The sequence below is a fragment of the Bradyrhizobium iriomotense genome (assembly GCF_018129405.1).
Classification (GTDB): domain Bacteria; phylum Pseudomonadota; class Alphaproteobacteria; order Rhizobiales; family Xanthobacteraceae; genus Bradyrhizobium; species Bradyrhizobium iriomotense_B.
On the sequence record NZ_JAFCLP010000001.1, the window covers coordinates 861,993 to 884,045 of the forward strand.

21 protein-coding genes are annotated in these 22,053 nt (G+C 63.9%); 12 read left to right on the forward strand and 9 right to left on the reverse strand.

What is annotated here, in order from left to right; translation table 11 throughout:
- Positions 1 to 174: 174 nt before the first annotated feature.
- Together JQ592_RS03695 and JQ592_RS03700 are read right to left on the reverse strand one after the other, a co-directional pair.
- On the reverse strand, positions 175 to 540 hold the full coding sequence (locus JQ592_RS03695; RefSeq protein WP_211401544.1) for a hypothetical protein: 366 nt from the start codon (positions 538 to 540) through the stop codon (positions 175 to 177).
- A 34-nt stretch (positions 541 to 574) separates the two neighbouring features.
- Complete coding sequence (locus JQ592_RS03700) at positions 575 to 1,903, reverse strand: hypothetical protein (RefSeq protein ID WP_211401545.1); 1,329 nt, start codon at positions 1,901 to 1,903, stop codon at positions 575 to 577.
- Between the two features lie 321 nt (positions 1,904 to 2,224).
- Between JQ592_RS03700 and JQ592_RS03705 the strand changes: the two genes are divergently transcribed.
- Positions 2,225 to 2,683, forward strand: a complete 459-nt coding sequence (locus JQ592_RS03705) for a hypothetical protein (protein WP_211401546.1) — start codon at positions 2,225 to 2,227, stop codon at positions 2,681 to 2,683.
- A gap of 151 nt (positions 2,684 to 2,834) precedes the next feature.
- On the opposite strand, the gene JQ592_RS03710 is transcribed toward JQ592_RS03705, so the two are convergent.
- The 4 genes from JQ592_RS03710 to JQ592_RS03725 all read right to left on the reverse strand — a co-directional run bounded on the left by JQ592_RS03710 (position 2,835) and on the right by JQ592_RS03725 (position 6,891).
- Entirely contained in the window at positions 2,835 to 3,854 is a 1,020-nt protein-coding gene (locus JQ592_RS03710; RefSeq protein ID WP_211401547.1) for a hypothetical protein, read from the reverse strand.
- Between the two features lie 184 nt (positions 3,855 to 4,038).
- Positions 4,039 to 5,136 (reverse strand): calcium/proton exchanger, encoded by a 1,098-nt coding sequence (cax, locus tag JQ592_RS03715; protein WP_211401548.1) that lies wholly within the window; start codon positions 5,134 to 5,136, stop codon positions 4,039 to 4,041.
- 113 nt (positions 5,137 to 5,249) lie between these two features.
- A complete protein-coding gene (locus JQ592_RS03720; RefSeq protein WP_211401549.1) occupies positions 5,250 to 5,603 on the reverse strand; it encodes a UBP-type zinc finger domain-containing protein in 354 nt (117 codons plus the stop codon).
- A 226-nt stretch (positions 5,604 to 5,829) separates the two neighbouring features.
- Entirely contained in the window at positions 5,830 to 6,891 is a 1,062-nt protein-coding gene (locus JQ592_RS03725) for an isocitrate/isopropylmalate dehydrogenase family protein (RefSeq protein ID WP_211401550.1), read from the reverse strand.
- 170 nt (positions 6,892 to 7,061) lie between these two features.
- Here JQ592_RS03725 and JQ592_RS03730 point away from each other — a divergent pair, with 170 nt between their 5' ends.
- A complete protein-coding gene (locus tag JQ592_RS03730; protein ID WP_211401551.1) occupies positions 7,062 to 8,450 on the forward strand; it encodes an MFS transporter in 1,389 nt (462 codons plus the stop codon).
- Between the two features lie 5 nt (positions 8,451 to 8,455).
- On the opposite strand, the gene JQ592_RS03735 is transcribed toward JQ592_RS03730, so the two are convergent.
- A complete protein-coding gene (locus JQ592_RS03735; RefSeq protein ID WP_211401552.1) occupies positions 8,456 to 10,072 on the reverse strand; it encodes a B12-binding domain-containing radical SAM protein in 1,617 nt (538 codons plus the stop codon).
- A gap of 312 nt (positions 10,073 to 10,384) precedes the next feature.
- Here JQ592_RS03735 and JQ592_RS03740 point away from each other — a divergent pair, with 312 nt between their 5' ends.
- The 10 genes from JQ592_RS03740 (at position 10,385) to JQ592_RS03785 (ending at position 19,529) form a co-directional block, all read left to right on the forward strand.
- The gene (locus tag JQ592_RS03740) at positions 10,385 to 10,834 is read left to right on the forward strand and encodes a (2Fe-2S)-binding protein (protein WP_211401553.1); all 450 of its coding nucleotides are present in this window, start codon (positions 10,385 to 10,387) and stop codon (positions 10,832 to 10,834) included.
- An 11-nt stretch (positions 10,835 to 10,845) separates the two neighbouring features.
- The gene (locus JQ592_RS03745) at positions 10,846 to 13,032 is read left to right on the forward strand and encodes a xanthine dehydrogenase family protein molybdopterin-binding subunit (protein ID WP_211401554.1); all 2,187 of its coding nucleotides are present in this window, start codon (positions 10,846 to 10,848) and stop codon (positions 13,030 to 13,032) included.
- Positions 13,033 to 13,080: 48 nt separating this feature from the next.
- Positions 13,081 to 14,364 carry an NAD(P)/FAD-dependent oxidoreductase gene (locus JQ592_RS03750; protein ID WP_211401555.1) on the forward strand — a complete coding sequence of 428 codons (1,284 nt, stop codon included), beginning with the start codon at positions 13,081 to 13,083 and terminating at the stop codon, positions 14,362 to 14,364.
- Positions 14,357 to 14,803, forward strand: coding sequence for a sulfur oxidation c-type cytochrome SoxX (soxX, locus tag JQ592_RS03755; RefSeq protein WP_211401556.1), 447 nt, complete (start codon positions 14,357 to 14,359; stop codon positions 14,801 to 14,803). The genes JQ592_RS03750 and soxX overlap by 8 nt, the downstream gene beginning before the upstream one ends.
- Before the next feature lie 4 nt (positions 14,804 to 14,807).
- The gene (locus JQ592_RS03760; RefSeq protein ID WP_211401557.1) at positions 14,808 to 15,275 is read left to right on the forward strand and encodes a SoxY-related AACIE arm protein; all 468 of its coding nucleotides are present in this window, start codon (positions 14,808 to 14,810) and stop codon (positions 15,273 to 15,275) included.
- Complete coding sequence (gene soxZ, locus JQ592_RS03765) at positions 15,275 to 15,592, forward strand: thiosulfate oxidation carrier complex protein SoxZ (protein ID WP_211401558.1); 318 nt, start codon at positions 15,275 to 15,277, stop codon at positions 15,590 to 15,592. Before JQ592_RS03760 ends, soxZ begins: the two co-directional genes overlap by 1 nt.
- On the forward strand, positions 15,589 to 16,368 hold the full coding sequence (gene soxA, locus JQ592_RS03770; RefSeq protein WP_211401559.1) for a sulfur oxidation c-type cytochrome SoxA: 780 nt from the start codon (positions 15,589 to 15,591) through the stop codon (positions 16,366 to 16,368). The genes soxZ and soxA overlap by 4 nt, the downstream gene beginning before the upstream one ends.
- Before the next feature lie 79 nt (positions 16,369 to 16,447).
- The gene (locus JQ592_RS03775; RefSeq protein WP_211401560.1) at positions 16,448 to 17,773 is read left to right on the forward strand and encodes an ABC transporter substrate-binding protein; all 1,326 of its coding nucleotides are present in this window, start codon (positions 16,448 to 16,450) and stop codon (positions 17,771 to 17,773) included.
- Complete coding sequence (locus tag JQ592_RS03780) at positions 17,770 to 18,708, forward strand: carbohydrate ABC transporter permease (RefSeq protein ID WP_211401561.1); 939 nt, start codon at positions 17,770 to 17,772, stop codon at positions 18,706 to 18,708. Before JQ592_RS03775 ends, JQ592_RS03780 begins: the two co-directional genes overlap by 4 nt.
- On the forward strand, positions 18,705 to 19,529 hold the full coding sequence (locus JQ592_RS03785; protein ID WP_211401562.1) for a carbohydrate ABC transporter permease: 825 nt from the start codon (positions 18,705 to 18,707) through the stop codon (positions 19,527 to 19,529). The genes JQ592_RS03780 and JQ592_RS03785 overlap by 4 nt, the downstream gene beginning before the upstream one ends.
- A 30-nt stretch (positions 19,530 to 19,559) precedes the next feature.
- On the opposite strand, the gene JQ592_RS03790 is transcribed toward JQ592_RS03785, so the two are convergent.
- Positions 19,560 to 20,747, reverse strand: a complete 1,188-nt coding sequence (locus tag JQ592_RS03790; RefSeq protein WP_211401563.1) for a 6-phosphofructokinase — start codon at positions 20,745 to 20,747, stop codon at positions 19,560 to 19,562.
- A 50-nt stretch (positions 20,748 to 20,797) separates the two neighbouring features.
- The gene (locus tag JQ592_RS03795; protein ID WP_211401564.1) at positions 20,798 to 21,943 is read right to left on the reverse strand and encodes a fructose-1,6-bisphosphatase; all 1,146 of its coding nucleotides are present in this window, start codon (positions 21,941 to 21,943) and stop codon (positions 20,798 to 20,800) included.
- Positions 21,944 to 22,053 lie beyond the last annotated feature (110 nt).

The following is a 22,053-nucleotide window of genomic DNA, read 5'->3' on the forward strand; positions in this document are numbered from 1 at the left end:
TCGGGCGGACGCCCGCTGCCACGCCCCAAATGCTTGATCCAGATCAACGCCGCCACGGCAGCGCGTGGGATGGGTAGAGCACGGCGAAACCCATCGACACAGCCGACGTAAATCGCGATGGGTTTCGCAAGGGCTCTACCCATCCTACGGGCTCAAATTGCTCTCCAGTCTATTCTAGACCCAGGGCGTCAAGAACGATCGCTCTGCCTTTTCGCCATCGTCCTTCGGGAGCGGCGTGCCCTTGGCCCCCGATACACCGGTTGCATCAGCGCCGATCGACGTGATTCCCATGGCGGAGCAGTAGACAAGGCAGCCATTGATGAAGGCGACGACGACTTGGAACGGGCTTGTCGCAGCGCCCAACCACCAAGCATTTCCGACGACGGCAAAACAAATGAACTCTGCGACGGCAAGGCCGAGCCATCGAGGATTCCACTGCAGCGCCGCCTGCAACGCGTTCGGAACGAAGAACGTCGCCAACGTTGCACCACCAAATGTCAGCAAGCTTTCCGTCGTGAAGAAATCGTTCGGCTGAGTCATGGGAGTCCTCTTTGCATTGGCTGCCCGGACAAGGTCACCGATCCCACCGCGAGCGGCGTTTCTCGTACGGCACTGAGGCTTCGACAAAGTGAGAGATGTAGGGCGATGACACGCTTCGCATATATTCTGCCAGGCACATAACGTAGTCGGACAAGTTGATCCCGCCGCTGCCGTCTCCCCGACCGGTCGCTTCCGCGATCTGCAACACCGCCGGCTCGGCGACCTCAGGTCGCATCAGGTCTTGTTTCTTGTCATCCGGCACTGCCCTCATCGCGGGAACCCGGACCTCGGGGGTATCCTCCGGACGTTTCCAGCGGATCAGCACCGGGGTTTGTCGTCCTGTCGAGCGAATGGACACCTGGGTTAGGTCTGGATAGGCCTTCGGCACCGGCTTCGAGGAATTCTCCTTCAGAAAGCCTGCAGTGAAGTAGCTGTTCTTGAGTCCCACTTCGTCAAACGACTGCTCGTCGCGCAAGCTCGAGCAAAACAGAGAACGGCACCAGATCGTGCGGAAAGGCAACTCCCGCAAACGCGCAGTGTGCTCATTCAAGAGGTGGGTACGAAAGTCTGCCGCAACAGCCGCCGCGTGGCAGCAATCAATGAAAAGCGAAATCCGAAGGTTCTCTCCGTCGAAACGATACCGGCTCAGCACGTCCAGAAAGGTCTGGACGATCGTCTCGGTGCGCAAGCGTCCATTGCGAATGACAACGTAACTTCCGCCAGCGGCGTCTCCGGGAGATCCGTGGCCCGAAAAGTAGATGTTGAGCTGGACGGATTTGAATTCCGGATCCGCCGAGTTGATGTCCATCCAGTGACATACGCTTTCGATGCCCGTGTTCACTTGCTCGAGCTTGGGATTGGCCAGCCACACGGTGTGTGAAAAATACCCCGCGCTTCGGCCGACGCCATTTGGGTAGACCAGATACGACGCACCATATCGATGTGGATTATAGAAGAAGCGAAGTGCGTGGAGGTCACGGATCGCGTTTGGCAGCGAGCCGTATGCTTTTGTGACAGACGTGCCCTTCGCCAATTCGGCCTTTCCCTTAACATCGGGGTCGGTTCCAATACCATCAGCCGCGATCACCAGGTTGACCCAGAATGGAGTCGCCATTGGATCCCATCCACAGATCTGTACTGCTCGCGGATGGTGTCGCTTGCGATCTGTAATCCACACCTCAGGTTCTTCCGCCCCCAGGTTGTCGACCATTTCGATTGAACCCGCGACGTCACTCGGACCTAGCGCCGTGACGCCGTCGCGGATAATTCGTTTGGCAAAAAGCGAAGCGCGTTCAGCCCACAGCGGCGGCGGTTGCTGCATTATTTCGCGAGCCGACTTTACCGGGAAGAGCTCTTTGTCCATGGCACTCTCGGCACCATACCAGCATCTTCAGGCTGTATTTCAGTATAACAAGCTTAGGTTGCCAATGTCTAGCGAGCCAACCAACCTGCGTTGCTGACTGGGCCGCTCGCGTCGGCAGACCGAAAAACCGGATGACGTCGAAGCGATCCGGGGTTGTGCACCACGTGCGCTGTTACGGCATCGAGCAATGATCCGGCGGAGGCGGCCCGGGACTCGATGAAAACGCTTGATCCAGATCAACGCCGCCACGGCAGCGCCACACCGGAATAGGCCCGATGGCCGCGCAGAATGCGCCGCCCATAGCCAAGGAGATGATCGATCATGACCTCCTCGAATTCCCTGCGTAGCCTCCTCCTCGCCGGAGCCGGCGCCCTGCTGCTCGGCACGGGCGCCCAGGCCGGGCCGCTCCCGACCCATCTTTCGACGATGAAATCGATGGTCGACCAGACCACGACGGAAGTGCGCTGGGTTGGCGGCTGGCGTGGCGGCTACGGCTATCGCGGCGTCGGATGGGGCTACCGCGGCGGTTACGGCTATCGCGGAGGCTGGGGCTATCGCGGTTACGGTTATCGCGGCCTCGGATACGGTGTCGCCGGCGCCGTCGTCGGCGGCGCGATCGCGCGAAGCGCCTATTATGGAAGCTATGGCGGCTACTATGGCGGTTATCCCGCCTACGGCTATCCGGCCGCGTCCTACTACGGTTATGGCGGCAATTACGGTTATGGTTACGGCTATGCCGACGACTATTGCTTGCCCTCCGGCAGCTACTGGGCCTACTAGCGGTCAGCGTATCCGCGTCTGCGGAGGACGGCTGCCACGGACCGCCGTTCTCCGCCGATCAAAACCCGACGCTCAGCGTTCTGCCGCGCTGGCTTCATGCGCAAACATCAACCTGAAGCGCGATGACGATTCATCCAAATCTCGTCGTGCTTCAGTGCGGCGGCAATTCTCCTGCGCGCTTCAATGAAACCCCGGTGATGATCTGGTCATCATTCAACGGCGAGGTATCGCCGATCTCGTGACCGAACATCGCCTTCGCCAACAGCAGAACCTCGTCGTCCTTGTCGAGGTGGGTGACGGAATCCTTGTTCAGCACGTTGCCGGACCACTTGCGCCAGCCTTTGACGTAGGCAGTGACCGCCGGATCGGTCGTGCTGGATACGCCCGCGTATTTCTTGGCCAGGTTCGCCAGGGTGAAGGAGCCATCCTCGCCATAACCGTAGCGATCGGTGAGAAGATTGTACCAGGCCGCCGTGCCATGCTCGGGGGTGACGTAGATCGTCGTGACATTTCCGGCGTGATCGGGCTGCGTAACCCCGGCATAGCCCGGGAAATTCTTCTGCCAATTGGAGATGTTCAGCGCGCCCGGATTGTTGGTCCGGATCGAGCGCTTCACCGACGTGTCGCTGGGGTTGCTGGAGAAGAACCCGTTGGGGGTGAGGCTGCGATAGTTCGGTCCAACGGCGGCCGCCAGACTGAAAGTGTCTTGCAGGCCGACCAGCCAGCCGAAGCGTGTCTTCGGATTGTTGCTGAACACCGTGAGTGGCGTGATTTGAATCGCGTTGCCGTACTTCGTGTCGTTGCCGTGCGAGCAATGAACGACACGCTGTTCATCGACGATGATGCCAATGTGTCCTTCATGCCCATGCTCGTCCGGATAGACGACGACGGCGCCGGGCCTCTTGCTCGTCTCCTCGAAGATGCCGACGGATTGTCCGACATCCGTCCATACTCCGGTCGTTTCGATCCAGCCGCCATTGAAGTGGACGTAGAACTGATCCGATGTGTGCCGGCTCATGCCGAAGCACCAGGCCACAAAACCCGAGCAATCGCATTGGCCGTCATGGCCCGGCGTCGGAGAGCCGGGGTTCATTCCCCCCTGGCCAAGCTTGTAATGAATATTCTGCGCTATTGCCGCGTTCGCGCGGGCCAAAACTGCAGCCACTTGCATGTTTCGCAATCCCGTATAGGTTAATCAATGCGAAATCATACAATCAATAATTGTGCGAACGCAAGCCGAACGCCGGAAGTAATCGTGCGAATGTCTGTTCGGATCCAGACGCGAAATGGCTGATGACCCGGGCACGTCGCAGCGCCCGAAACGGACATTGCACGGTCATGAGCGCACGCCACATTCATCCCTGGCCCGCCGGCGGGACGACATACAGCGTCAGCGCAAACACCGCATAGATGAACAGCATCAAGGCGCCGACGAACCATGCCGAGCGCCCGCTGGCGGTGATGAAGGCCGACGTGACCGTTGCAATCATCACCATGGTGACGGCACCCGGCCAGAACTGCAGGTCCATCGGCTTCGGCCCCACGACGTAGCTGAGCAGCACCAGCGCGGGTGCAACAAACAACGCAATCTGCGAGGCGCTGCCGAGCGCGATGCTGACGACCATGTCGAGCCGGTCCTTGCGCGCCGCGGCGAAGGCCACGGCAAATTCGGCGGCAGCGCCGACCAGCGAAACGACGATGAAGCCGACAAAGGCCGGGCTCATCCCGAAGGTCTCCGCCGCCTTCTGCACCGATTCCACGAAGATTTCGCTGACCAGCGCGACCAGCACGGTGACGACCAGCAGCGTGCCAACGGCCGTTCCGATCGGCAAATGCACCTCCTCGCCCTCGCCGTGATCGGCGCTTGCGAACAATTCCTTGTGTGTCCCGAGCGAGAACAACAGGCCGAGCCCGTAAGCGGCGATGAGCAGGATAGAAATGCCGACGCTGAGCTTGTTCAGGATTCCCCCGCCCTGCGACAACTCGAGATCGGCGACTGCCGACGGCGCAAGCAGGGCGACCGTTGCCATCAGCAACAGGCCGGACGAGAGACGCGCGCCGGCGCGGTTATACTCCTGCACGTGGTAGCGCAGGCCGCCGAGCAGAAGGCACGCCCCCAGCATGAACACCGCGTTGGTGACGATCGCGCCCGCAATCGAGGCCTTCACCAGCATGTATTGGCCCGCGCGCAGCGCCGCGATGGCGATGATCAGCTCCGTCAGATTGCCGAGGGTGGCATTGAGCAGACCGCCCACGGCATCGCCGGTCTTCGCGGCGACCGCTTCGGTGGCGTGGCTGAGCAGCGCCGCCAGCGGCACGATGGCAAGCACCGCCAGCACGAACAGCAGTGTATGAGAATGCGGGGCCACCGCCTCGGCCACCAGCACGATGGGCACGAAGGCCAGCATCCAGAGCAAAGGGGTATCCCGGATTTCCCTGAGCAGGGTCTGCATATGGGCCGTCCTTTCCATCGATGCGCTGATGGAAAGGTCCGGCGGCCGCGCGGGGCGAGTCTTGATCTGGCTCAACGGAGAGGGCCACGTTGCCGGGGAGTGCCGCCTACCGCCTACACATGAAGCCGCGTTTGCCAGTCCGGAGGCACCGCCCCGGCGGGTCCAGGCACCGGCTGATCCAACGGACGCGATTGCGGGCCTTGAAGCTTCGGGCCGGCGAAAGCCTGTCCAGTGCGATAGTCGTAAAACCATCGTTCGCCCGGCTCGAAGCTCGTGATGATCGGATGACCTGTCGCCGCATTGTGTTTCGATGCGTGCTGATTGGGCGAGGCATCACAACAGCCGATGTGACCGCATTCGACGCATCGGCGAAGATGAAGCCACCACCCGCCTGCAGCCGAGCATTCCACGCAACCCGTTCCGCTTGGCTTGGCTGCGAGGTTGATGCCATCCGTCTCAGACTTCATGGGTCAACCCATTGCAAGCGCGTGCCGCCGGCGCAGATGCATTCGCGCCGCGATCCGCCACGATCGCATTCTGCCAGTGTTTTGCCCGACGGGTCAACGCAAGCACAGCTGCGGGTGTCGTCGCGACGCGTCGCGAAAATCCCTTATCGATCAAGGGCCGCTCTACTGTGCATGGGGTTGTTTTTCGACTTTTTTGTTTTAGTCCCCCAAGAAACTCAACCGCCGCTCACTCCGCCTGCACGATCTCCGCAATCGCCGCCCCCGCCGCGATCGTGCCGAGCTTGCCGCCGACATCGCGCGTCGCCCTGCCCTCGCGAAGCGCCTTCGCTACCGCCGCCTCGATCGCATGCGCGGCTTCCTCGTAACGCACCGCGCCGCTTCTCTCGCCGTGCCAGGCCAGCAGCAGCGCCGTCGACAGGATCAGCGAGACCGGATTGGCGACGTCCTGGCCTGCGATGTCGGGCGCCGAGCCGTGCGCGGCCTGCGCCATGGCGTAGCGGTCGCCGACATTGAGCGAGCCGCCGAGCCCGAGACTGCCCGACAGCTCCGCGGTGAGGTCGGACAGGATGTCGCCGAACATGTTGGTCGAGACGATCACGTCGAAGCGATCGGGGTTGCGGACGACATGCGCCATCATGGCGTCGACCAGGATGTCGTCGACCGCGAGACCGGGATAGCCCTTCGCCGCTGCGCGGCAGCTGTCGAGGAACATGCCGTCGCCGATCTTGAGCACATTGGCCTTGTGCACGATGGTGAGATGCTTGCGCCGCTTCATCGCGAGACGGCAGGCGGCGTGCGCGATGCGCTCGCAGCACGGACGCGTGATCCGGCGCAGCGAGATCACGACGTCGGGCGTGACCAGCATCTCGCCATTGCCCTGCTCCATGTTGCGGTCGGCGTAAAACCCTTCGGTGTTCTCGCGCACCACGACGAGGTCGAAATCACTGATGCGGCCGGGCCGCCCCGCATAGGTCCGCGCAGGCCGGACATTGGCGTAGAGATCGAGGTTCTTGCGGAAGTGCCTGGACGGATTGATCTCGCCATGCGCCTCGTCCTTGAAGTCGAAGGTCGCGGTCGGCCCCAAAATGAGGCCGTCGGCGGCGCGGACGATGTCGAGCAGCTCGGGGCGCACCGTCGTGCCTGATAGCTTCAGGCTCGCATGCCCGACCGCATGCTCCTCCAGCCGCAGATTGAGCTGGAAGCGTTCGGACGCCGCGCGCAGCACACCCGATGTCGCGGTCGTGATCTCCGGTCCGATGCCGTCACCGGGCAGAACGACGATTTGCATGGCGCTTCCCCAAAATTGCAGCAATCGCGCGATCATACGCCGGTGCGATGCGAGATCGCCTCACCTTCGCGCATACACAGCATGCAAGCATATGCCTGTGGAAGGCGGCGCCTCCGTAGTACATGCCAAACGTCACTCAAGCTACGCCGTCGGAGCAACGCGCAAACGCAATGACAATCACGTTACCTGTCGCCGCGCGCGAGCCCGACCACATCACCGCCGACGGCCTTCCGGCTGCGCAGCGGCGCTGGGCGATCGCTGCGATCTTCACGGCGCTGGCGATGGCCTCGCTCGACACCGCGATCGCCAACATCGCACTGCCCGCCATTGCCGCCGACCTGCATGTCACACCGGAGCAGTCGGTCTGGGTGGTCAATGTCTACCAGATCGCGCTGGTGGCGACGCTGCTGCCGCTGGGCGCGCTCGGCGAGATCGTCGGGCATCAGCGCATCTATCTCGGCGGCCTGATCCTGTTCACCATCGCCTCGCTGCTCTGCGCGGTGGCGTGGTCGCTGGACAGCCTCCTGGTGGCGCGCACGCTGCAAGGCCTTGGCGCCAGCGGCATCATGAGCGTCAACACGGCGCTGGTGCGCTTCGTCTATCCCGGCCGGATGCTGGGCCGCGGTTTTGGTCACAACGCGCTTGTTGTCGCCACCGCCTTCACCTTCGGACCGTCGATCGCCTCCGCCATCCTCGCGCTCGGCCCGTGGCCGTGGCTGTTCGCGGTCAACATTCCCTTCGGACTGGTTGCGACCGGCATCGGCTTTGCGATGCTGCCGAAGACCCCGCGGGCCGATCACGGCTTCGATTTCCTCGGCGCGATCCTGGCATCGGCCTGCCTCGGCCTGTTCATCACGGGCATCGGCAGCGCCGCGCACAATCTGTCGCCTGTTGTCGTGGGCATCGAGCTGGTCGCGGCCATCGCGTTCGGCTTCATCCTGACGCGCCGCCATGCCGACCATCCCGCGCCGATGCTGCCGATCGACCTGTTCAGCCGTCCCATGTTCGCGCTGTCGGCGGCGACGGCCGTGTGCTCCTTCGCCGTGCAGGGCCTCGCCTTCGTCTCGCTGCCGTTCTATTTCGAGGACGTGCTCGGGCGCTCGCAGGTCGAGACCGGCTTCTTCATGACGCCGTGGCCGCTGGTGGTCGGCATCATGGCGCCGATCGCGGGGCGCCTCTCCGACCGGCACAAGGTCGGCCTGCTCGGCGGCATCGGCCTCGTGCTGCTTGGCCTCGGCATGGCATTGCTCGCGATGCTGCCGGCCAATCCTGCCATCCCCGACATCATCTGGCGGATGGTGATCTGCGGCATGGGCTTCGGCTTCTTTCAGGCGCCGAACATGAAGGCGGTGATGTCGAGCGCGCCGCCCCATCGCAGCGGCAGCGCCTCCGGCATTGTCGCGACTGCGCGGTTGACCGGGCAGACTACTGGGGCGGCGCTCGCCGCCCTCTGCTTTGCGCTTGCGGGGCACGACGGCGCAACCGTCGCGCTGGCTCTCGGCGCAGGCTTTGCCGCGCTTGGCAGCGTGATGAGCTTTTTGCGGCTCGCGGTGAAGTAAGGCTCTTAAGCCAGGTGGCGGGCAGCCGTCACGTCCACGGTCGCGGCTGGAACGACCGTCTCCTCGTCGAGCGCGGCCAGCCGCCCGTCGATGGCGGCGATGACCTTGCGCGAGAACGGCCCGAGATGCGCATAGGCGGCGATCATCTGCACGGCAATGCGCGCCGATGAGGTGTCGCGCTTGGCGCAGTTCATGAAGGTCTGCCAGAGCGGCCCGCGCGCCTCGGGAAGGGCGGTGACGACGCGGTGCACCGTCTCCATCGCCCCGAGCCGGGCGCGGATATCTCCTTCGGCGAGTTCGGGGCGCTGCCTGGATCGGTCGAGCAGCGTCATCAGGCGGTCGACGCGTGCTGCGTAGGCGGCCGGGCTGTAGATGTGCTCCAGCACCCGCTTGTAGTCCATCAGGATGTCGCGCAACGGGCGGACCGGATCGAAGTTGATGCCGGCCGTGCACTGATCGGCTCCGATGGTCGGCGCCACATCATGGCCCGTATGCAGCCGGCCTTCGCGCTCGAGGCGGCGCGTGAGCTGCGTGTTCGGCAAGGCATAGAGCAGGCCGACCATGGCGACGGGAATCGCAGCCTCCTCGATGAAATCGATCATCGCCTCCGCCATCGAGACCTTCTCGTTGTCGAAGCCGACGATGAAGCCCGCGGTGACCAGCATGCCGGCGGCGTAGATCTTGTGGATGCTCTCGGCGATGTTGCGCCGCGTGTTCTGCTTCTTGCGCATCGCGACCAGCGTCGCAGGATCCGGGCTCTCGATGCCGACGAAGATGCCGAAGAAGTTCGCGGCGCCCATCAGCTCCAGCAGTTCAGGATCGTCGGCGAGATTGACCGAAGCTTCGGTCGACAGCTCGAAGGGATAGTTGTGGGCGCGCTGCCACTCGGCGAGCTGCGGCAGGAATTGCCGCAGCGACTTCTTGTTGCCGATGAAATTGTCGTCGACGAAGTCGAGATGGCCGCGGTAGCCCATCCGGTAGAGCGTCTCGAGCTCGACGAACATCTGCTCGGTCGTCTTGGTCCGCGGCACGCGCCCGTAGAGCTCGATGATGTCGCAGAATTCGCAGGTGAACGGGCAGCCGCGCGAATACTGCACACCGATATAGAGATAGTCCTCGAATTTGAGCAGGTCGAAGCGCGGCACCGGCGTCTTGGTAACGTCGGCCTGGAATTTCGGCGCGGTGAAGACACCGGAGCGGGCCCCGCCCTCCCAGGCGGCGATGAACTCATCGATGACGCCCTCGGCCTCGCCGAGCACCCGGAAGTCGGCGCGCTCGTAGATGTGGGGGCTGGAAGTGGGATCGGGCCCACCGACCACCACCGGCTTGCCGGCGTCGCGGCAGAGCTCGATCAGGCGCAGCGTATCGGACTGTTGCGGCAACATGCCGCCGGTGAAGACGACGTCGGCCCAGGCGAGGTCCTCGTCACTGAAGGCCTGCGTGTTGCAATCGATCAGCCGGACCGTCCAGCTCTCGGGCAGCATCGCGGCAACGGTGATGAGGCCCAAGGGGGCGGCAGGGCGCTTGACGCCCAACACCTTGCAGGATTCGCCAAAGCTCCAGAAGGACTCTGCCGAGAACAGCGGATAGAGCATTAGCACGTTGGGACCCGGCACGTTCATGGAACTCCTTTTGACTCGGGTGCAGTGTAGCAAAGCATTTCCGTCTTGCACCACGGCAAAAGGGACAAACTGTCGCCCAACTTCCTGCGCAGGAACCGCAGGACGTCGCCCCAGGCCGCGGGCTGGCCTTGGGCGCAGCCTCACCTGCCGGGAACCGGGCAAGGCGCAACACCGCTCTCCCCATATTCTTCCCGGCGCATGCCAGCTTCTTGTGCGGCCACCCCGCAGACTCTTGATTTGAACAGTTCCAATTTGCCGGACACATTGCGCCCCTGAGTCCAATCGGTGGATTGGGCCAATCAGGGGACTGCGATGGCAAACCTAACAATCAACGAAAAAAACTTCACGCTCGACGTCGAGCCGGATACGCCGCTGCTCTGGGCGATCCGCGAGAATGCCGGCCTGACCGGCACCAAATATGGCTGCGGCATCGCACAATGCGGCGCCTGCACGGTGCACATCGACGGCGTCGCCACCCGCTCCTGCGGCGTCTCGGTCGCCGAGGCCGAGGGCAAGAAGATCACCACGATCGAGGGACTCGCCTCCGGCGCCACGCTGCACAAGGTGCAGGAAGCCTGGATCGCGAAGGACGTTCCGCAATGCGGCTATTGCCAGAGCGGCATGATCATGGCGGTGGCGGCGCTGCTGAGCGAGAAGCCGAAACCGACCGACGCCGACATCGACGAGGCCATCACCAATATCTGCCGCTGCGGCACCTTCCAGCAGGTGCGCGAAGCGATCCACACGATCGCCAGCGCGTAAGGAGCCGCCCCATGAACAAGCACGTCTCTCCCAAGATGAACCGCCGTGCCTTCGTCATCGGCACCGCTGCTGTCGGCGCAGGCCTTGCAATCGGCCTCGACATCCCCTTCGGCGGCCCCACTGTGGTGCGCGCCGCCGACGGCTCGCCCGAGATCGGCGCCTGGGTCGTGGTCAGGCCCGACGACACCGTCGTGATCCGCATCGCCCGCTCCGAGATGGGCCAGGGCTCGCTCACGGGCCTTGCCCAGCTCGTCGCCGAGGAGCTCGAATGCGACTGGTCGAAGGTCACGACCGAATATCCGACGCCCGGCCAGAGCGTCGCCCGCAAGCGCGTCTGGGGCGATTTCTCCACTGGCGGCAGCCGCGGCATCCGCTCCTCGCAGGACTATGTCCGCAAGGGCGGCGCCACCGCGCGCGTGATGCTGATCGAGGCCGCCGCCAATGAATGGAAAGTGCCGGCGTCCGAATGCAGCGTAGCCAGGGGCGTCATCACCCATAAGGCATCGGGCCGGACCACGACCTACGGCAAGGTCGCCGAGGCCGCGGCCAAGCTGACGCCGCCGGCCGACGTCAAGCTCAAGGATCCCAAGGACTGGACGATCGTGGGCAAAGGCTTGCTACGGCTCGACACCGCCGACAAGACCACCGGCGCGATGGTCTACGGCATCGATGTCAAGCTGCCCGGCATGCTGAACGCCGCGATCAAGGACTGCCCGGTGTTCGGCGGCAAGCTGAAGAGCTATGACGAGGCCAAGGTCACCGGCATGAAAGGCGTCAAGAAGGTCGTCAAGGTCGGCGATACCGCGGTCGCGGTGGTAGCCGACACGTGGTGGCACGCCAAGACCGCACTGGAAGCACTGCCGATCGTCTGGGACGAAGGCGACAACGCCAAGGTCTCCAGCGAGTCGATCGCGAAGTGGCTAGCGGAAGGCCTCGACAACGACCAGCCGGCCTATGTCGGCAACAAGAACGGTGACGCCAAGACGGCAATCGCCAGTGCCGTCAAGAAGGTCGAGGCCGTCTACTCCTATCCCTACCAGAACCACGCCACCATGGAGCCGATGAACGCCACCGCGCTCTACACGGCGGACAGGTGCGAGGTCTGGTGCGGCACGCAGAACGGCGAAGCCGCCTTCGCGGCGGTGCTGGAGGCGTCCGGCCTGCCGGCGGAGAAGTGCGATGTGCACAAGGTGATGCCGGGCGGTGGCTTCGGCCGGCGCGGCCAGACCGACTATGTCCGCCAGGCCGTCATGGTCGCCAAGCAGATGCCGGGCACGCCCGTCAAGCTGTTGTGGTCGCGCGAAGAGGACATGGCGCACGGTCGCTATCACCCGATCACCCAGTGCAAGATGACCGGCGCGTTCGATGCCAACAACAACCTGGTCGCGCTGCACTACCGCCTGTCCGGGCAATCGATCCTGTTCTCGCTCCGCCCCGAAGCGCTGCAGAACGGCATGGATCCGGCGGCATTCCAGGGCGTCGCCCAATCCGGCGAAGCCGCGTTCGGCTACTCGGTGCCGAACCTGCTGGTCGAGCATGCGATGCGCAACCCGCACGTCCCGCCGGGCTTCTGGCGCGGCGTCAACGTCAATCACAACGCGATCTACATGGAATGCTTCATGGACGAGCTCGCCCATGCCGCAGGCCAGGACCCGCTCGAGTTCCGCCGCAAGCTGATGGGCAACCACCCCAAGCATCTGGCGGTGCTCAATGCGGTCGCCGAGAAGATTGGCTGGAGCACGCCGGCGCCGCAGGGCGTCTATCGTGGCATCGCGCAGGTGATGGGCTATGGCAGCTACGTTGCCGGCGCCGCTGAGATCTCGGTGACCGAGGGCAACAAGATCAAGGTGCATCGCATCGTCGCCTCCACCGATCCCGGCTACATCGTCAACCCGGCGCAGGTGGAGCGGCAGATCGCTGGCTCCTTCGTCTATGGCCTCTCGGCGCTGTTCTACGGCGGCTGCACCGTCAAGGACGGCAAGATCGAGCAAAGCAACTTCGACACCTACAACTCGATGCGTATCAACGAGATGCCGAAGGTGGAGTCGGTGATGGTGCCGAGCGGCGGGTTCTGGGGCGGCGTCGGCGAGCCGACCATCGGCGTTGCGGCGCCGGCCGTGCTCAACGCCTATTTCGCGGCAACCGGCAAGCGCATCCGCTCGGTGCCGCTGCGCGACCAGAACATCACCTTCGCTTAAAGCAGCATGCTGTGGCGGCGAGAGATTGCCGCCACAGCCCTTTTCCAGATGCCCCTGATGACCACGCGCCCGGTGACACGGCGCAATGCCGTATTCGGCATCACCATGGCGGCCGCAGCATTAGTGCGGCCATCGATTTCGCGCGCGCAATCCACGGGACGTATCGTCGTGGTCGGCGGCGGTTTCGGCGGCGCGGCTTGCGCCCGCGCGCTGAAGCGCGCGCAGGGAGACTTGCAGGTCATCCTGATCGAACCCAACGCGGTCTTCGCCTCCTGTCCCTTCAGCAACGAGGTGATCGCGGGCCTGCGCGACATCGACGCGCAGCGTTTCGGCTACGACAAGCTCGCCGCCGAGGGCATCATCGTGATCGGCCAGGCCGTGACCGCGATCGAGCCGGACCGGCGCAGCGTGATGACGACCGACGGCGTCGCGCTGCCTTACGACCGTCTCGTGCTCTCGCCCGGCATCGACTTCCATGTCGAGGCCCTGCCCGGCTATGACTCCGCCGCATCGGAAAAGATGCCGCACGCCTGGAAGGCCGGCGTCCAGACGCTGTTGCTCCGCCGACAGTTGGAGGCGATGGAAGACGGCGGCACGGTCGCCATTGCAATCCCTGCCAATCCCTCGCGCTGCCCGCCGGCGCCTTACGAGCGCGCCAGCCTGATCGCGCATTACCTGAAGACGAAGAAGCCGCGCTCGAAAGTGCTGGTCCTCGATGCCAAGGACAGTTTCTCCCAGCAGCGGCTGTTCGAGAAGGCGTGGAAGGAGCTCTACGGCGACATGATCGAGCGCATTGGCCTGTCGCAAGGCGGCCGCGTGACCTCCGTCGATGCCACGACCAGGACTATCGTCACCGAATTCGGCAACTACACGCCTGACGTCGCCAACGTCATTCCGCCGCAACGTGCCGGGCGCATTGCCGAGATCGCGGGCGCGGCGGACCACACCGGCTGGTGCCCGATCGACCCTGTCACCTTCGAGTCAAAACTCGTTCCGAATATCCACGTCATCGGTGATGCCTGCCTCGGTGGCGGCATCCCCAAATCGGCCTCAGCCGCCAGCGCGCAAGGCAAGGCCTGCGCCGCGGTGATTGTCGCTTTGCTCGCGGGCCGTGCGCCGGAGGCGCCACGGCTGACCGGCGTCTGCTACAACACCCTCGCACCCGGTTACGGCTTTTCGCTCGCCGGCAATTACCAGCCCAGGGGCGACATCTTCGCCGAGGTCGAGGGCGGTGCGACCAGCCCGGTCGATGCTCCGCGCGAATTGCGAGCCCGCGAGGCCGCCGAGGCCGAGCGCTGGTTTCAAACCATCACGGCGGATACCTTTGGCTAGATCATCGGTCCATATCGCAGCGCTGATCGCCGCCGGCCTCGCCTGCAGCGCGAGCGCGGACGAGCTCGTGCCCTACAAGATCGTCGGCGACGGCATTCCACAATCGCTCACCGGCGCGTCCGGCGATGCCGCGCGCGGGCGCGCGTTGGTGCTGGCGCGCACGACGACCTGCATCCTCTGCCATTCCGGCCCGTTTCCGGAAACGCGGTTCCAGGGCGACCTCGCGCCTGATCTCACGGGCGCCGGGAACCGGTGGTCGGCGAGCCAGTTGCGGCTTCGTCTGGTCGATGCGGCGCGCTTCAACCCGGAGACCATCATGCCATCCTATTATCGCAACGACGGCCTCGTCCGCGTCGGGCGCAGTTTTTCCGGCAAGCCGATCTTGTCGGCTGCGGAGATCGAGGACATCGTGACCTTTCTTGCAACGCTTCGGGACTAGGCTCATGCCAACCACGCGACGACAATTTTTGAGCCTTGCCGGAGGCGTCACCGCCGCCGGGACGATCCCCATCGTCACGCTGCGGCCGCTCGAGGCGACGCCTGCGATGCTCACCGCAGCGATCCGCAACGTCGTCGGCGAGGCACCGATTCGCACCGGCAAGGTGAAGCTCGACATTCCACCGCTGGTCGAGAACGGCAACACCGTGCCGGTGACGGTGAGTGTCACGAGCCCGATGACGGCGGACGACTACGTCAAGAGCATCCACGTCTTCAACGAGAAGAACCCGCAGCCGAACATCGGCAACTTCTATCTCAATCCCGCCTCCGGCCGCGCCCAGGTCTCGACGAGGATCCGGCTCGCCGACACCCAGAAGGTGGTCGCGATCGCGCGCCTCTCCGACGACACGTTCTGGCAGGTCACGGCCGACGTGGTCGTGACGCTGGCCGCCTGCACCGAGGAGATGAACTGATGGCCGCGCTCATCAATGTCCCGACCAAGGCCAAACGCGGCGACATCATCGAGATCCGCACCCTGACCTCGCATATCATGGAAACCGGCTTCCGCCACACTGCGGACGGCAGACTGGTGCCGCGCGACATCATCACGAGCTTCACCTGCCGCTACAACGGCAGCGAGATCTTCCGCGCCGACCTGTTTCCGGCGATCGCGGCGAACCCATACCTGTCCTTCTTCACCGTCGCGAAGGAGAGCGGCAAGTTCGAGTTCGAGTGGATCGGCGATAACGGCTATTCCTCCACCGCCTCCGCCTCGATCACGGTCGAATGACGTTTTGGCGCGCGATAGCGACGGCGATACTGCTCGTCATAGGTCCGGGCCTGCTCGCCGGAGAGATTCCGGCCGATGCGCGCCGCTCCGGCTATTCGTTCATGGGGCCCGACACGCGCGCCATGCAGGATGACGACACGTCCAATCCGGGCATGCTGTTCGTGCTCGACGGCGAGACGCTCTGGGGCAGGACGATGGGCGACGCCGGCAAGGCCTGTGCGGATTGCCACGGCGATGCGCGCAGCAGCATGAAGGGCGTCGCGGCGCGCTATCCTGCCTTCGACAAGGCGCTGGCGCGCCCCGTCACGCTCGACCAGCGCATCAATCTCTGCCGGGCCAACCATCAGCAGGCAACGCCGCTGGCTTACGAGAGCCGCGACCTGCTCGCACTGTCCGCCTACGTCGGCCACCAGTCACGCGGCATTCCGATCACCGCGGGCGGCGATCCGCAGCTCAAGCCGTTCGTCGACCAGGGCCGCGACCTCTTCATGCAGCGCGAGGGCCAGCTCAACCTCGCCTGCACCAACTGCCACGACGACAATTACGACAAGCGCCTCGCGGGCGCCCCGATCACGCAAGCGCAGCCGACCGGCTATCCGCTCTACCGCCTGGAGTGGCAGACGCTGGGGTCGATCGAGCGCCGGTTGCGCAGCTGCATGAGCGGCGTCCGCGCCCAGGCCTATGATTACGGCTCGCCTGAGCTGGTCGCGCTCGAACTTTACCTGATGTCGCGGGCGCATGGCCTGCCAATGGAGACGCCGGCCGTACGTCCCTGATGGTAGATTAGGACTAGGCAGGCGTGGTACGGCCGCTAGTATCCCTTCCAAAGAAAATGAGTCAGAGGGAGGGACTGAATTGGCCAACCACAACATCTCGCGCCGCACGCTGCTCACGGGCACTGCAGCGGCCGGTGCGCTCAGCCTGACCGGCCTGCCGGCACGCGCCGAGGTCAACTGGAAGAAATACGCCGGAACCAAGCTGGAGGTGATCCTCGCCAAGGGTCCGCGCGGCGACAACCTGCAAAAGAACATCAAGGAGTTCACCGAGCTCACCGGCATCCAGGTCGAGTCCGAGCAGATCCCCGAGCAGCAGCAGCGCCAGAAGGTCGTGATCGAGCTCACCTCGGGCCGGCCGAGCTTCGACGTGGTGCATCTCAGCTATCACGTGCAGAAGCGGCAGTTCGAGAAAGCCGGCTGGCTCGCCGACATGACGCCCTTCATGAAGGACCCGACGCTGACAGCGCCCGATCTCGTCGAGAGCGATTTCTCGGCCGCCGGCCTGCAATATGCCAAGAACGACAAGGGCCAGATGCTGTCGCTGCCGTGGTCGGTCGACTATTTCATCCTCTACTACAACAAGGAGCTGTTCCAGAAGAAGGGCGTCGCTGTCCCCAAGACGTTCGACGAGATGGTCGCGGCCGCCGAAAAGCTCACCGACCCCAAGGACGGCACCTACGGCTTCGTCGGGCGCGGCCTGCGCAACGCCAACATGACGTTGTGGACCAACTTCTTCCTCAACTATGGCGGCGAATTCCTCGACGCCAAGGGCAATATCCTGACCGACGGCCCCGAAGCGATCGCGGCGACAAAGCTCTACCAGACGCTGCTGACGAAGGTCGCCCCGCCCGGTGTCGCCGGCTTCAACTGGATGGAGTCGATGGCCTCGTTCACACAAGGCCGCTCCGCGATGTGGATCGATGGCGTCGGCTGGGCGCCGCCGCTGGAGGATCCCGCCGCCTCGCGCGTGGTCGGCAAGGTCGGCTACACCGTCGTGCCGGCTGGACCGAAGGGGCAGTATTCGGCCACTTACGGCGACGGCATCGGCATTGCCGCCGCGAGCAAGAACAAGGAAGCCGCCTATCTGCTGTGCCAGTGGGTGGTCTCGAAGAAACAGGGCGCGCGGCTGCTGCAGGCCGGCGGCGGCGTGCCGTTCCGCAACTCGATCCTGAACGATCCCGAGATCCAGAGCGGCGTGAAGATGCCCAAGGAGTGGCTGCAATCGGTGATCGATTCCGCCAAGATCAGCAAGCTCGGCCTGCCCGTCGTGATTCCGGTCGCCGAATTCCGCGATCTCGTCGGCGCCGCGCTCACCTCGACACTGTCAGGCGCTGATCCCGCGACCGAGTTGAAGAAGGCTCACGAGCAGTACCGGCCGATCCTGGAGCGCAGCGAAAAGGCGTGAGTGCGTTGACACAATCGACTCCGGCCGCGGCTTCGACTGAGGCCGCGCCGGAGAAGGAATTGCGGCCGCCGTCCTACTGGCCGTTCGTGGTGCCGGCGCTGGTCGTCGTGCTTGCCATCATCATCTTCCCGTGGGTCTTCACCATCTGGATGAGCCTGAACGAATGGAAGGTCGGCTCGCCGACCACCCTCGTCGGGTTCTCCAACTATCTGCGGCTGACCAGCGATCCCCGCTTCATCGAGGCGATCGGCCATACCATGGTCTACACCGCGCTGTCGGTGCTGCTGCCGCTGGTGCTGGGCACGTTCGCGGCGGTGGTGTTCCACCAGAAGTTCGCCGGGCGCGGATTTCTGCGCGGCATCTTCATCATGCCGATGATGGCAACGCCGGTGGCGATCGCGCTGGTGTGGACCATGATGTTCCACCCGCAGCTCGGCGTGCTGAATTATTTGCTGTCGCTGGTCGGGATCCCCGCGCTGCTCTGGGTCTTCCACCCCGCGACCGTGATTCCCTCGCTGGTGCTGGTCGAGACCTGGCAATGGACGCCGCTGGTGATGCTGATCGTGCTCGGCGGCCTCGCCGCGATCCCGACCGAGCCTTACGAGAGCGCGCAGATCGACGGCGCCAGCTTCTGGCAGGTGTTCCGCTTCATTACGCTGCCGCTGATCATGCCGTTCCTGTTCATCGCCGGCATGATCCGCATGATCGACGCGGTGAAGAGCTTCGACATCATCTTCGCGATCACGCAGGGCGGACCGGGCTCGGCGTCGGAGACGATCAACATCTATCTCTACAGCGTCGCCTTCACCTATTACGACCTCGGCTACGGCTCGGCGATCGCGGTGGTGTTCTTCCTGCTGATTGTCCTGCTTACGGCGGTGATGCTCTACGCCCGCCAGCGGATGCTGTGGACCGAAATCGCGAGCGGCGCATGACACCCCGTCAGATCATCGGTAAAATCGGCCTGTGGCTCTCCGTGTTCGTCATCGTCTCGCCGGCGATCCTGTTCTTCCTCTGGATGATCTCGCTGTCGCTCAAGTTCGAGGTCGACAATGCCGCCTACCCACCGGTGTTCTTTCCGGATCGCATCGCCTGGAAGAACTATGCCGACGTGCTCGCCTCCAACCGCTTCCTGACCTATTTCACGAACAGCCTGATCGTCACCGGCAGCTCGACGTTCCTCGCGCTGCTCGTCGGTGTACCCGCCGGCTACGGCATCGCGCGCATGGCCGCGCATAAATCCGCGATCGTGATCCTGATCGCCCGCATCACGCCGGGCCTGTCCTATCTGATCCCCCTGTTCCTGCTGTTCCAGTGGCTCGGCCTGCTTGGCACGCTGGTGCCGCAGATCATCATCCATCTCGTCGTGACCGTGCCGATCGTGATCTGGATCATGATCGGCTATTTCGAGACCACGCCGATGGAGCTGGAGGAAGCCGCCCTTATCGACGGTGCCGGCCGCTGGCAGGTGTTTCGGCATGTCGCGCTGCCGATCGCCAAGCCCGGCATCGCGGTCGCCTTCATCCTCGCCGTGATCTTCTCCTGGAACAATTTCGTATTCGGCATCGTGCTGGCGGGGCGCGAGACGCGCACCCTGCCCGTTGCGGTCTACAACATGATCTCGTTCGACCAGTTGAGCTGGGGTCCGCTGGCCGCCGCCGCGCTGATCGTGACGTTTCCGGTGCTGCTGCTGACGGTGCTGGCGCAAAGGCAGATCGTGGCCGGGCTCACGGCTGGAGCGGTGAAGGGCGGGTGATCGCCCGCCCTCAGCCTCTCATCCTGAACCCTACGACGCGCGGTTGAGAAAGATCGGCAGACCCCGCTTGTTGGCGTAGATGGGACGGTAGCGCTCAGTGTTGTACGTGCTGGCGACGTCCAGTTTGCGCGGCCCGAGGCTGACGTCGGGGATGGGCACGAGGTCGTAGCGGCCTTCCACCAGCGCCGACATGAGGCCGGTCTTGCCTTCCAGGACGGCATCGAACGCCATGTTGCCGAAAGTCAGGGCCACAAGCTTGTCGATGAAGTCCGGATCGCCCGACCGCAGGTCGTAGGTGAGGTCAGAGGTCATCGTCTGCTCGCCGGCTCGCTGCTTGATCTCATCGGCAAGCGCATCAGCCACGTTGGCCTTCTTGCGATGACCGTAGGGGTCAGGCTCGCCATATTCCTGCGGCTTGTAGCCCTCCCACTCGGCGCCCTCGCTGAGCACGATGAGCGCGTAATTGCTTGGGTTGGCACGCTTCTCGTCGATCAGCAGCGCGATCAGTTTGTCGAGATTGATCTTGTACTCCGGGATGACGCAACGTATCGAGGTCGCGTACGCGGTGTAGAGCGCGGTAAATCCGGCATCGCGGCCAAAGACGCGAAAAATGCCAATTCGCTCATGCGACCCGACGGTGGTGCGCTGCCGCTGGATGGCATCGCTGGCGCGGGTGATCGCGGTCGAGAAGCCGACGCAGTACTCGGTGTTGCGGACGTCGTTGTCCATCGTCTTCGGAATGGCGATGATCTTGACGCCGAGCTCGTTGAGCTTGGCGGCATAACTGAGCGTGTCATCGCCGCCGATGGCGATCAGGTGTTCGATGCCGAGCCCCGAGAGGTTCGCCAGCACCTGGCCGGTGAGATCCCACGTCTTGGTCGCAACGCCGCTCTTGGCACTCGTGGAAGCCGGAAGGTCGCTGCCGACGAGATGATCGGGCAGCTTTTGTATTTTGGACGGATTGGTCCGGCTCGTATGCAGCACTGTGCCGCCGCGTCGATCGATGGTGCGCGTGTTTTCACGATTCAGCGGCATGAGGTAGCGGGACCTGCTGGCGGTATCCTCGAGGTTCAGGTGCGTGAGAGCCTCCCAACCTCGACGGAGACCGACAACCTCGATGTCGTTCTCACTCCCGCGATAAGTCACGCTCTTGATGACCGCGTTGAGCCCGGAGACGTCGCCGCCGCCCGTGAGAATGCCGATACGTTTTCTCGCCAAGCCGACCTCCCAGCGTTAGCGTGTCGCGTTCATTGAACGCGTGGCGTCCCTTACTCCGCCGCTTCCGGCTTTTGTTCCTCGCGCAGCCGAAAACGCTTCTGCAGTGCAGACACGGTGTCGCGGAAGCCACCATACTCCAGCTCGGAATAAGGCAGCATCGCAGCGCCGGACCAGCCCTGGCTGCGCATCTCGATGGCCTTGCTCTGGGCTCGCCGGCGGACTTCGTCCCACGCCGGGTTGTCGAAGAAATCGGTGAAGGCGTCGGAAAAGCGGCCGTCCTTGTCGATCGAAAAGCCGGCGCAGGAGACGATCGGCAGGCAGTACATGCCCGTCACCGGTGTGTTAAGTGGCACCGGCATGAGCGGCATCACGTGCGAGCCCCGCGCATCGCCGCCTACGAAGTGCGCCTTGGCGAACGGCGAGACGATTTCTTCGGGCGCCGGGAAAATCCCCTGGTTCCTGACGATCGCGACCGGGTCGTCCTTGCCGGTGTACTTGCCTGCGATCGAGTGAAGACGCTGCGCCGAAACAGCGACGACAACCTCGTCATAGGTTCGAGAAACGATGCGATCGATCCCAAAGCGCTCATTGTCGCGGAGAAGCGCTGCAATGTGGTAGCTATCCACCGGTGCGTCGAGTTCGATGACACTGTCGCCAGCCGTGCAGTCCATGTCGATGACATGGAAACGGAACCCCTTGATCATCGGGGGCAGCATCAGCCCGGCGCAATACATGGGATCGGCGAAGGCGAGGTAGAGCGGCAGGTTGTACGCGCCGGGGCCACATTTGTCGGCGGCGAACACCATGAAGGACTCCGCGGGCCTCGAACCCGAGAGGCTGTGGTCGAAGCTGAGTTCCGCGACAGCCGGTCCGGCGCCGCGAACGTTTCCGGAAGGCGCGTCGGCGAGAAGATCCTGGCCGGCGCCGTAGAGCCCGGAGGTTTTCGCGACCGACGTAGCCGCGAGAAACGTCTTCCATGCAAATTGATGGACCTCGGAGCTCCCTTCGCCCTTTGTATGCGTCATGATGATCGCTATGTCGTCGCCGGTGTGGCAGACGAAACTGTCGATCAGCAGACCCTTGTCGACCGCCTTCGCGGCTTCGCCCATGACAGTCGCCATCATGGGCGCAGACGGTTTCGTATGCCCGCCGACAGAGCCAACGTCAGCCTTAATGACCGAAAGAGTGAGTTTCATGAACATCCCTCCCAGCAGCACAGCTTCGCGCCTCGCCTCAGCGCTTGCTGCGCCGGGGCGACGGCGCTGCTCACGTGGAAAAGAACGTCTGATGCTGCGTTAGGTTCCAA

Bases quoted from the DNA above. Each gene is read 5' to 3' on its own strand.
- JQ592_RS03725 (WP_211401550.1), bottom strand. From the start codon at position 6,891: ATGCAAATCGTCGTTCTGCCCGGTGACGGCATCGGACCGGAGATCACG.
- JQ592_RS03705 (WP_211401546.1), top strand. From the start codon at position 2,225: ATGACCTCCTCGAATTCCCTGCGTAGCCTCCTCCTCGCCGGAGCCGGC.
- JQ592_RS03795 (WP_211401564.1), bottom strand. From the start codon at position 21,943: ATGAAACTCACTCTTTCGGTCATTAAGGCTGACGTTGGCTCTGTCGGC.
- JQ592_RS03760 (WP_211401557.1), top strand. From the start codon at position 14,808: ATGCCAACCACGCGACGACAATTTTTGAGCCTTGCCGGAGGCGTCACC.
- JQ592_RS03710 (WP_211401547.1), bottom strand. From the start codon at position 3,854: ATGCAAGTGGCTGCAGTTTTGGCCCGCGCGAACGCGGCAATAGCGCAG.
- JQ592_RS03735 (WP_211401552.1), bottom strand. From the start codon at position 10,072: ATGAACGTGCCGGGTCCCAACGTGCTAATGCTCTATCCGCTGTTCTCG.
- soxA (WP_211401559.1), top strand. From the start codon at position 15,589: ATGACGTTTTGGCGCGCGATAGCGACGGCGATACTGCTCGTCATAGGT.
- JQ592_RS03695 (WP_211401544.1), bottom strand. From the start codon at position 540: ATGACTCAGCCGAACGATTTCTTCACGACGGAAAGCTTGCTGACATTT.
- JQ592_RS03700 (WP_211401545.1), bottom strand. From the start codon at position 1,903: ATGGACAAAGAGCTCTTCCCGGTAAAGTCGGCTCGCGAAATAATGCAG.
- JQ592_RS03730 (WP_211401551.1), top strand. From the start codon at position 7,062: ATGACAATCACGTTACCTGTCGCCGCGCGCGAGCCCGACCACATCACC.
- cax (WP_211401548.1), bottom strand. From the start codon at position 5,136: ATGCAGACCCTGCTCAGGGAAATCCGGGATACCCCTTTGCTCTGGATG.
- JQ592_RS03720 (WP_211401549.1), bottom strand. From the start codon at position 5,603: ATGAAGTCTGAGACGGATGGCATCAACCTCGCAGCCAAGCCAAGCGGA.
- JQ592_RS03785 (WP_211401562.1), top strand. From the start codon at position 18,705: ATGACACCCCGTCAGATCATCGGTAAAATCGGCCTGTGGCTCTCCGTG.
- JQ592_RS03745 (WP_211401554.1), top strand. From the start codon at position 10,846: ATGAACAAGCACGTCTCTCCCAAGATGAACCGCCGTGCCTTCGTCATC.
- JQ592_RS03740 (WP_211401553.1), top strand. From the start codon at position 10,385: ATGGCAAACCTAACAATCAACGAAAAAAACTTCACGCTCGACGTCGAG.
- JQ592_RS03750 (WP_211401555.1), top strand. From the start codon at position 13,081: ATGCCCCTGATGACCACGCGCCCGGTGACACGGCGCAATGCCGTATTC.
- soxZ (WP_211401558.1), top strand. From the start codon at position 15,275: ATGGCCGCGCTCATCAATGTCCCGACCAAGGCCAAACGCGGCGACATC.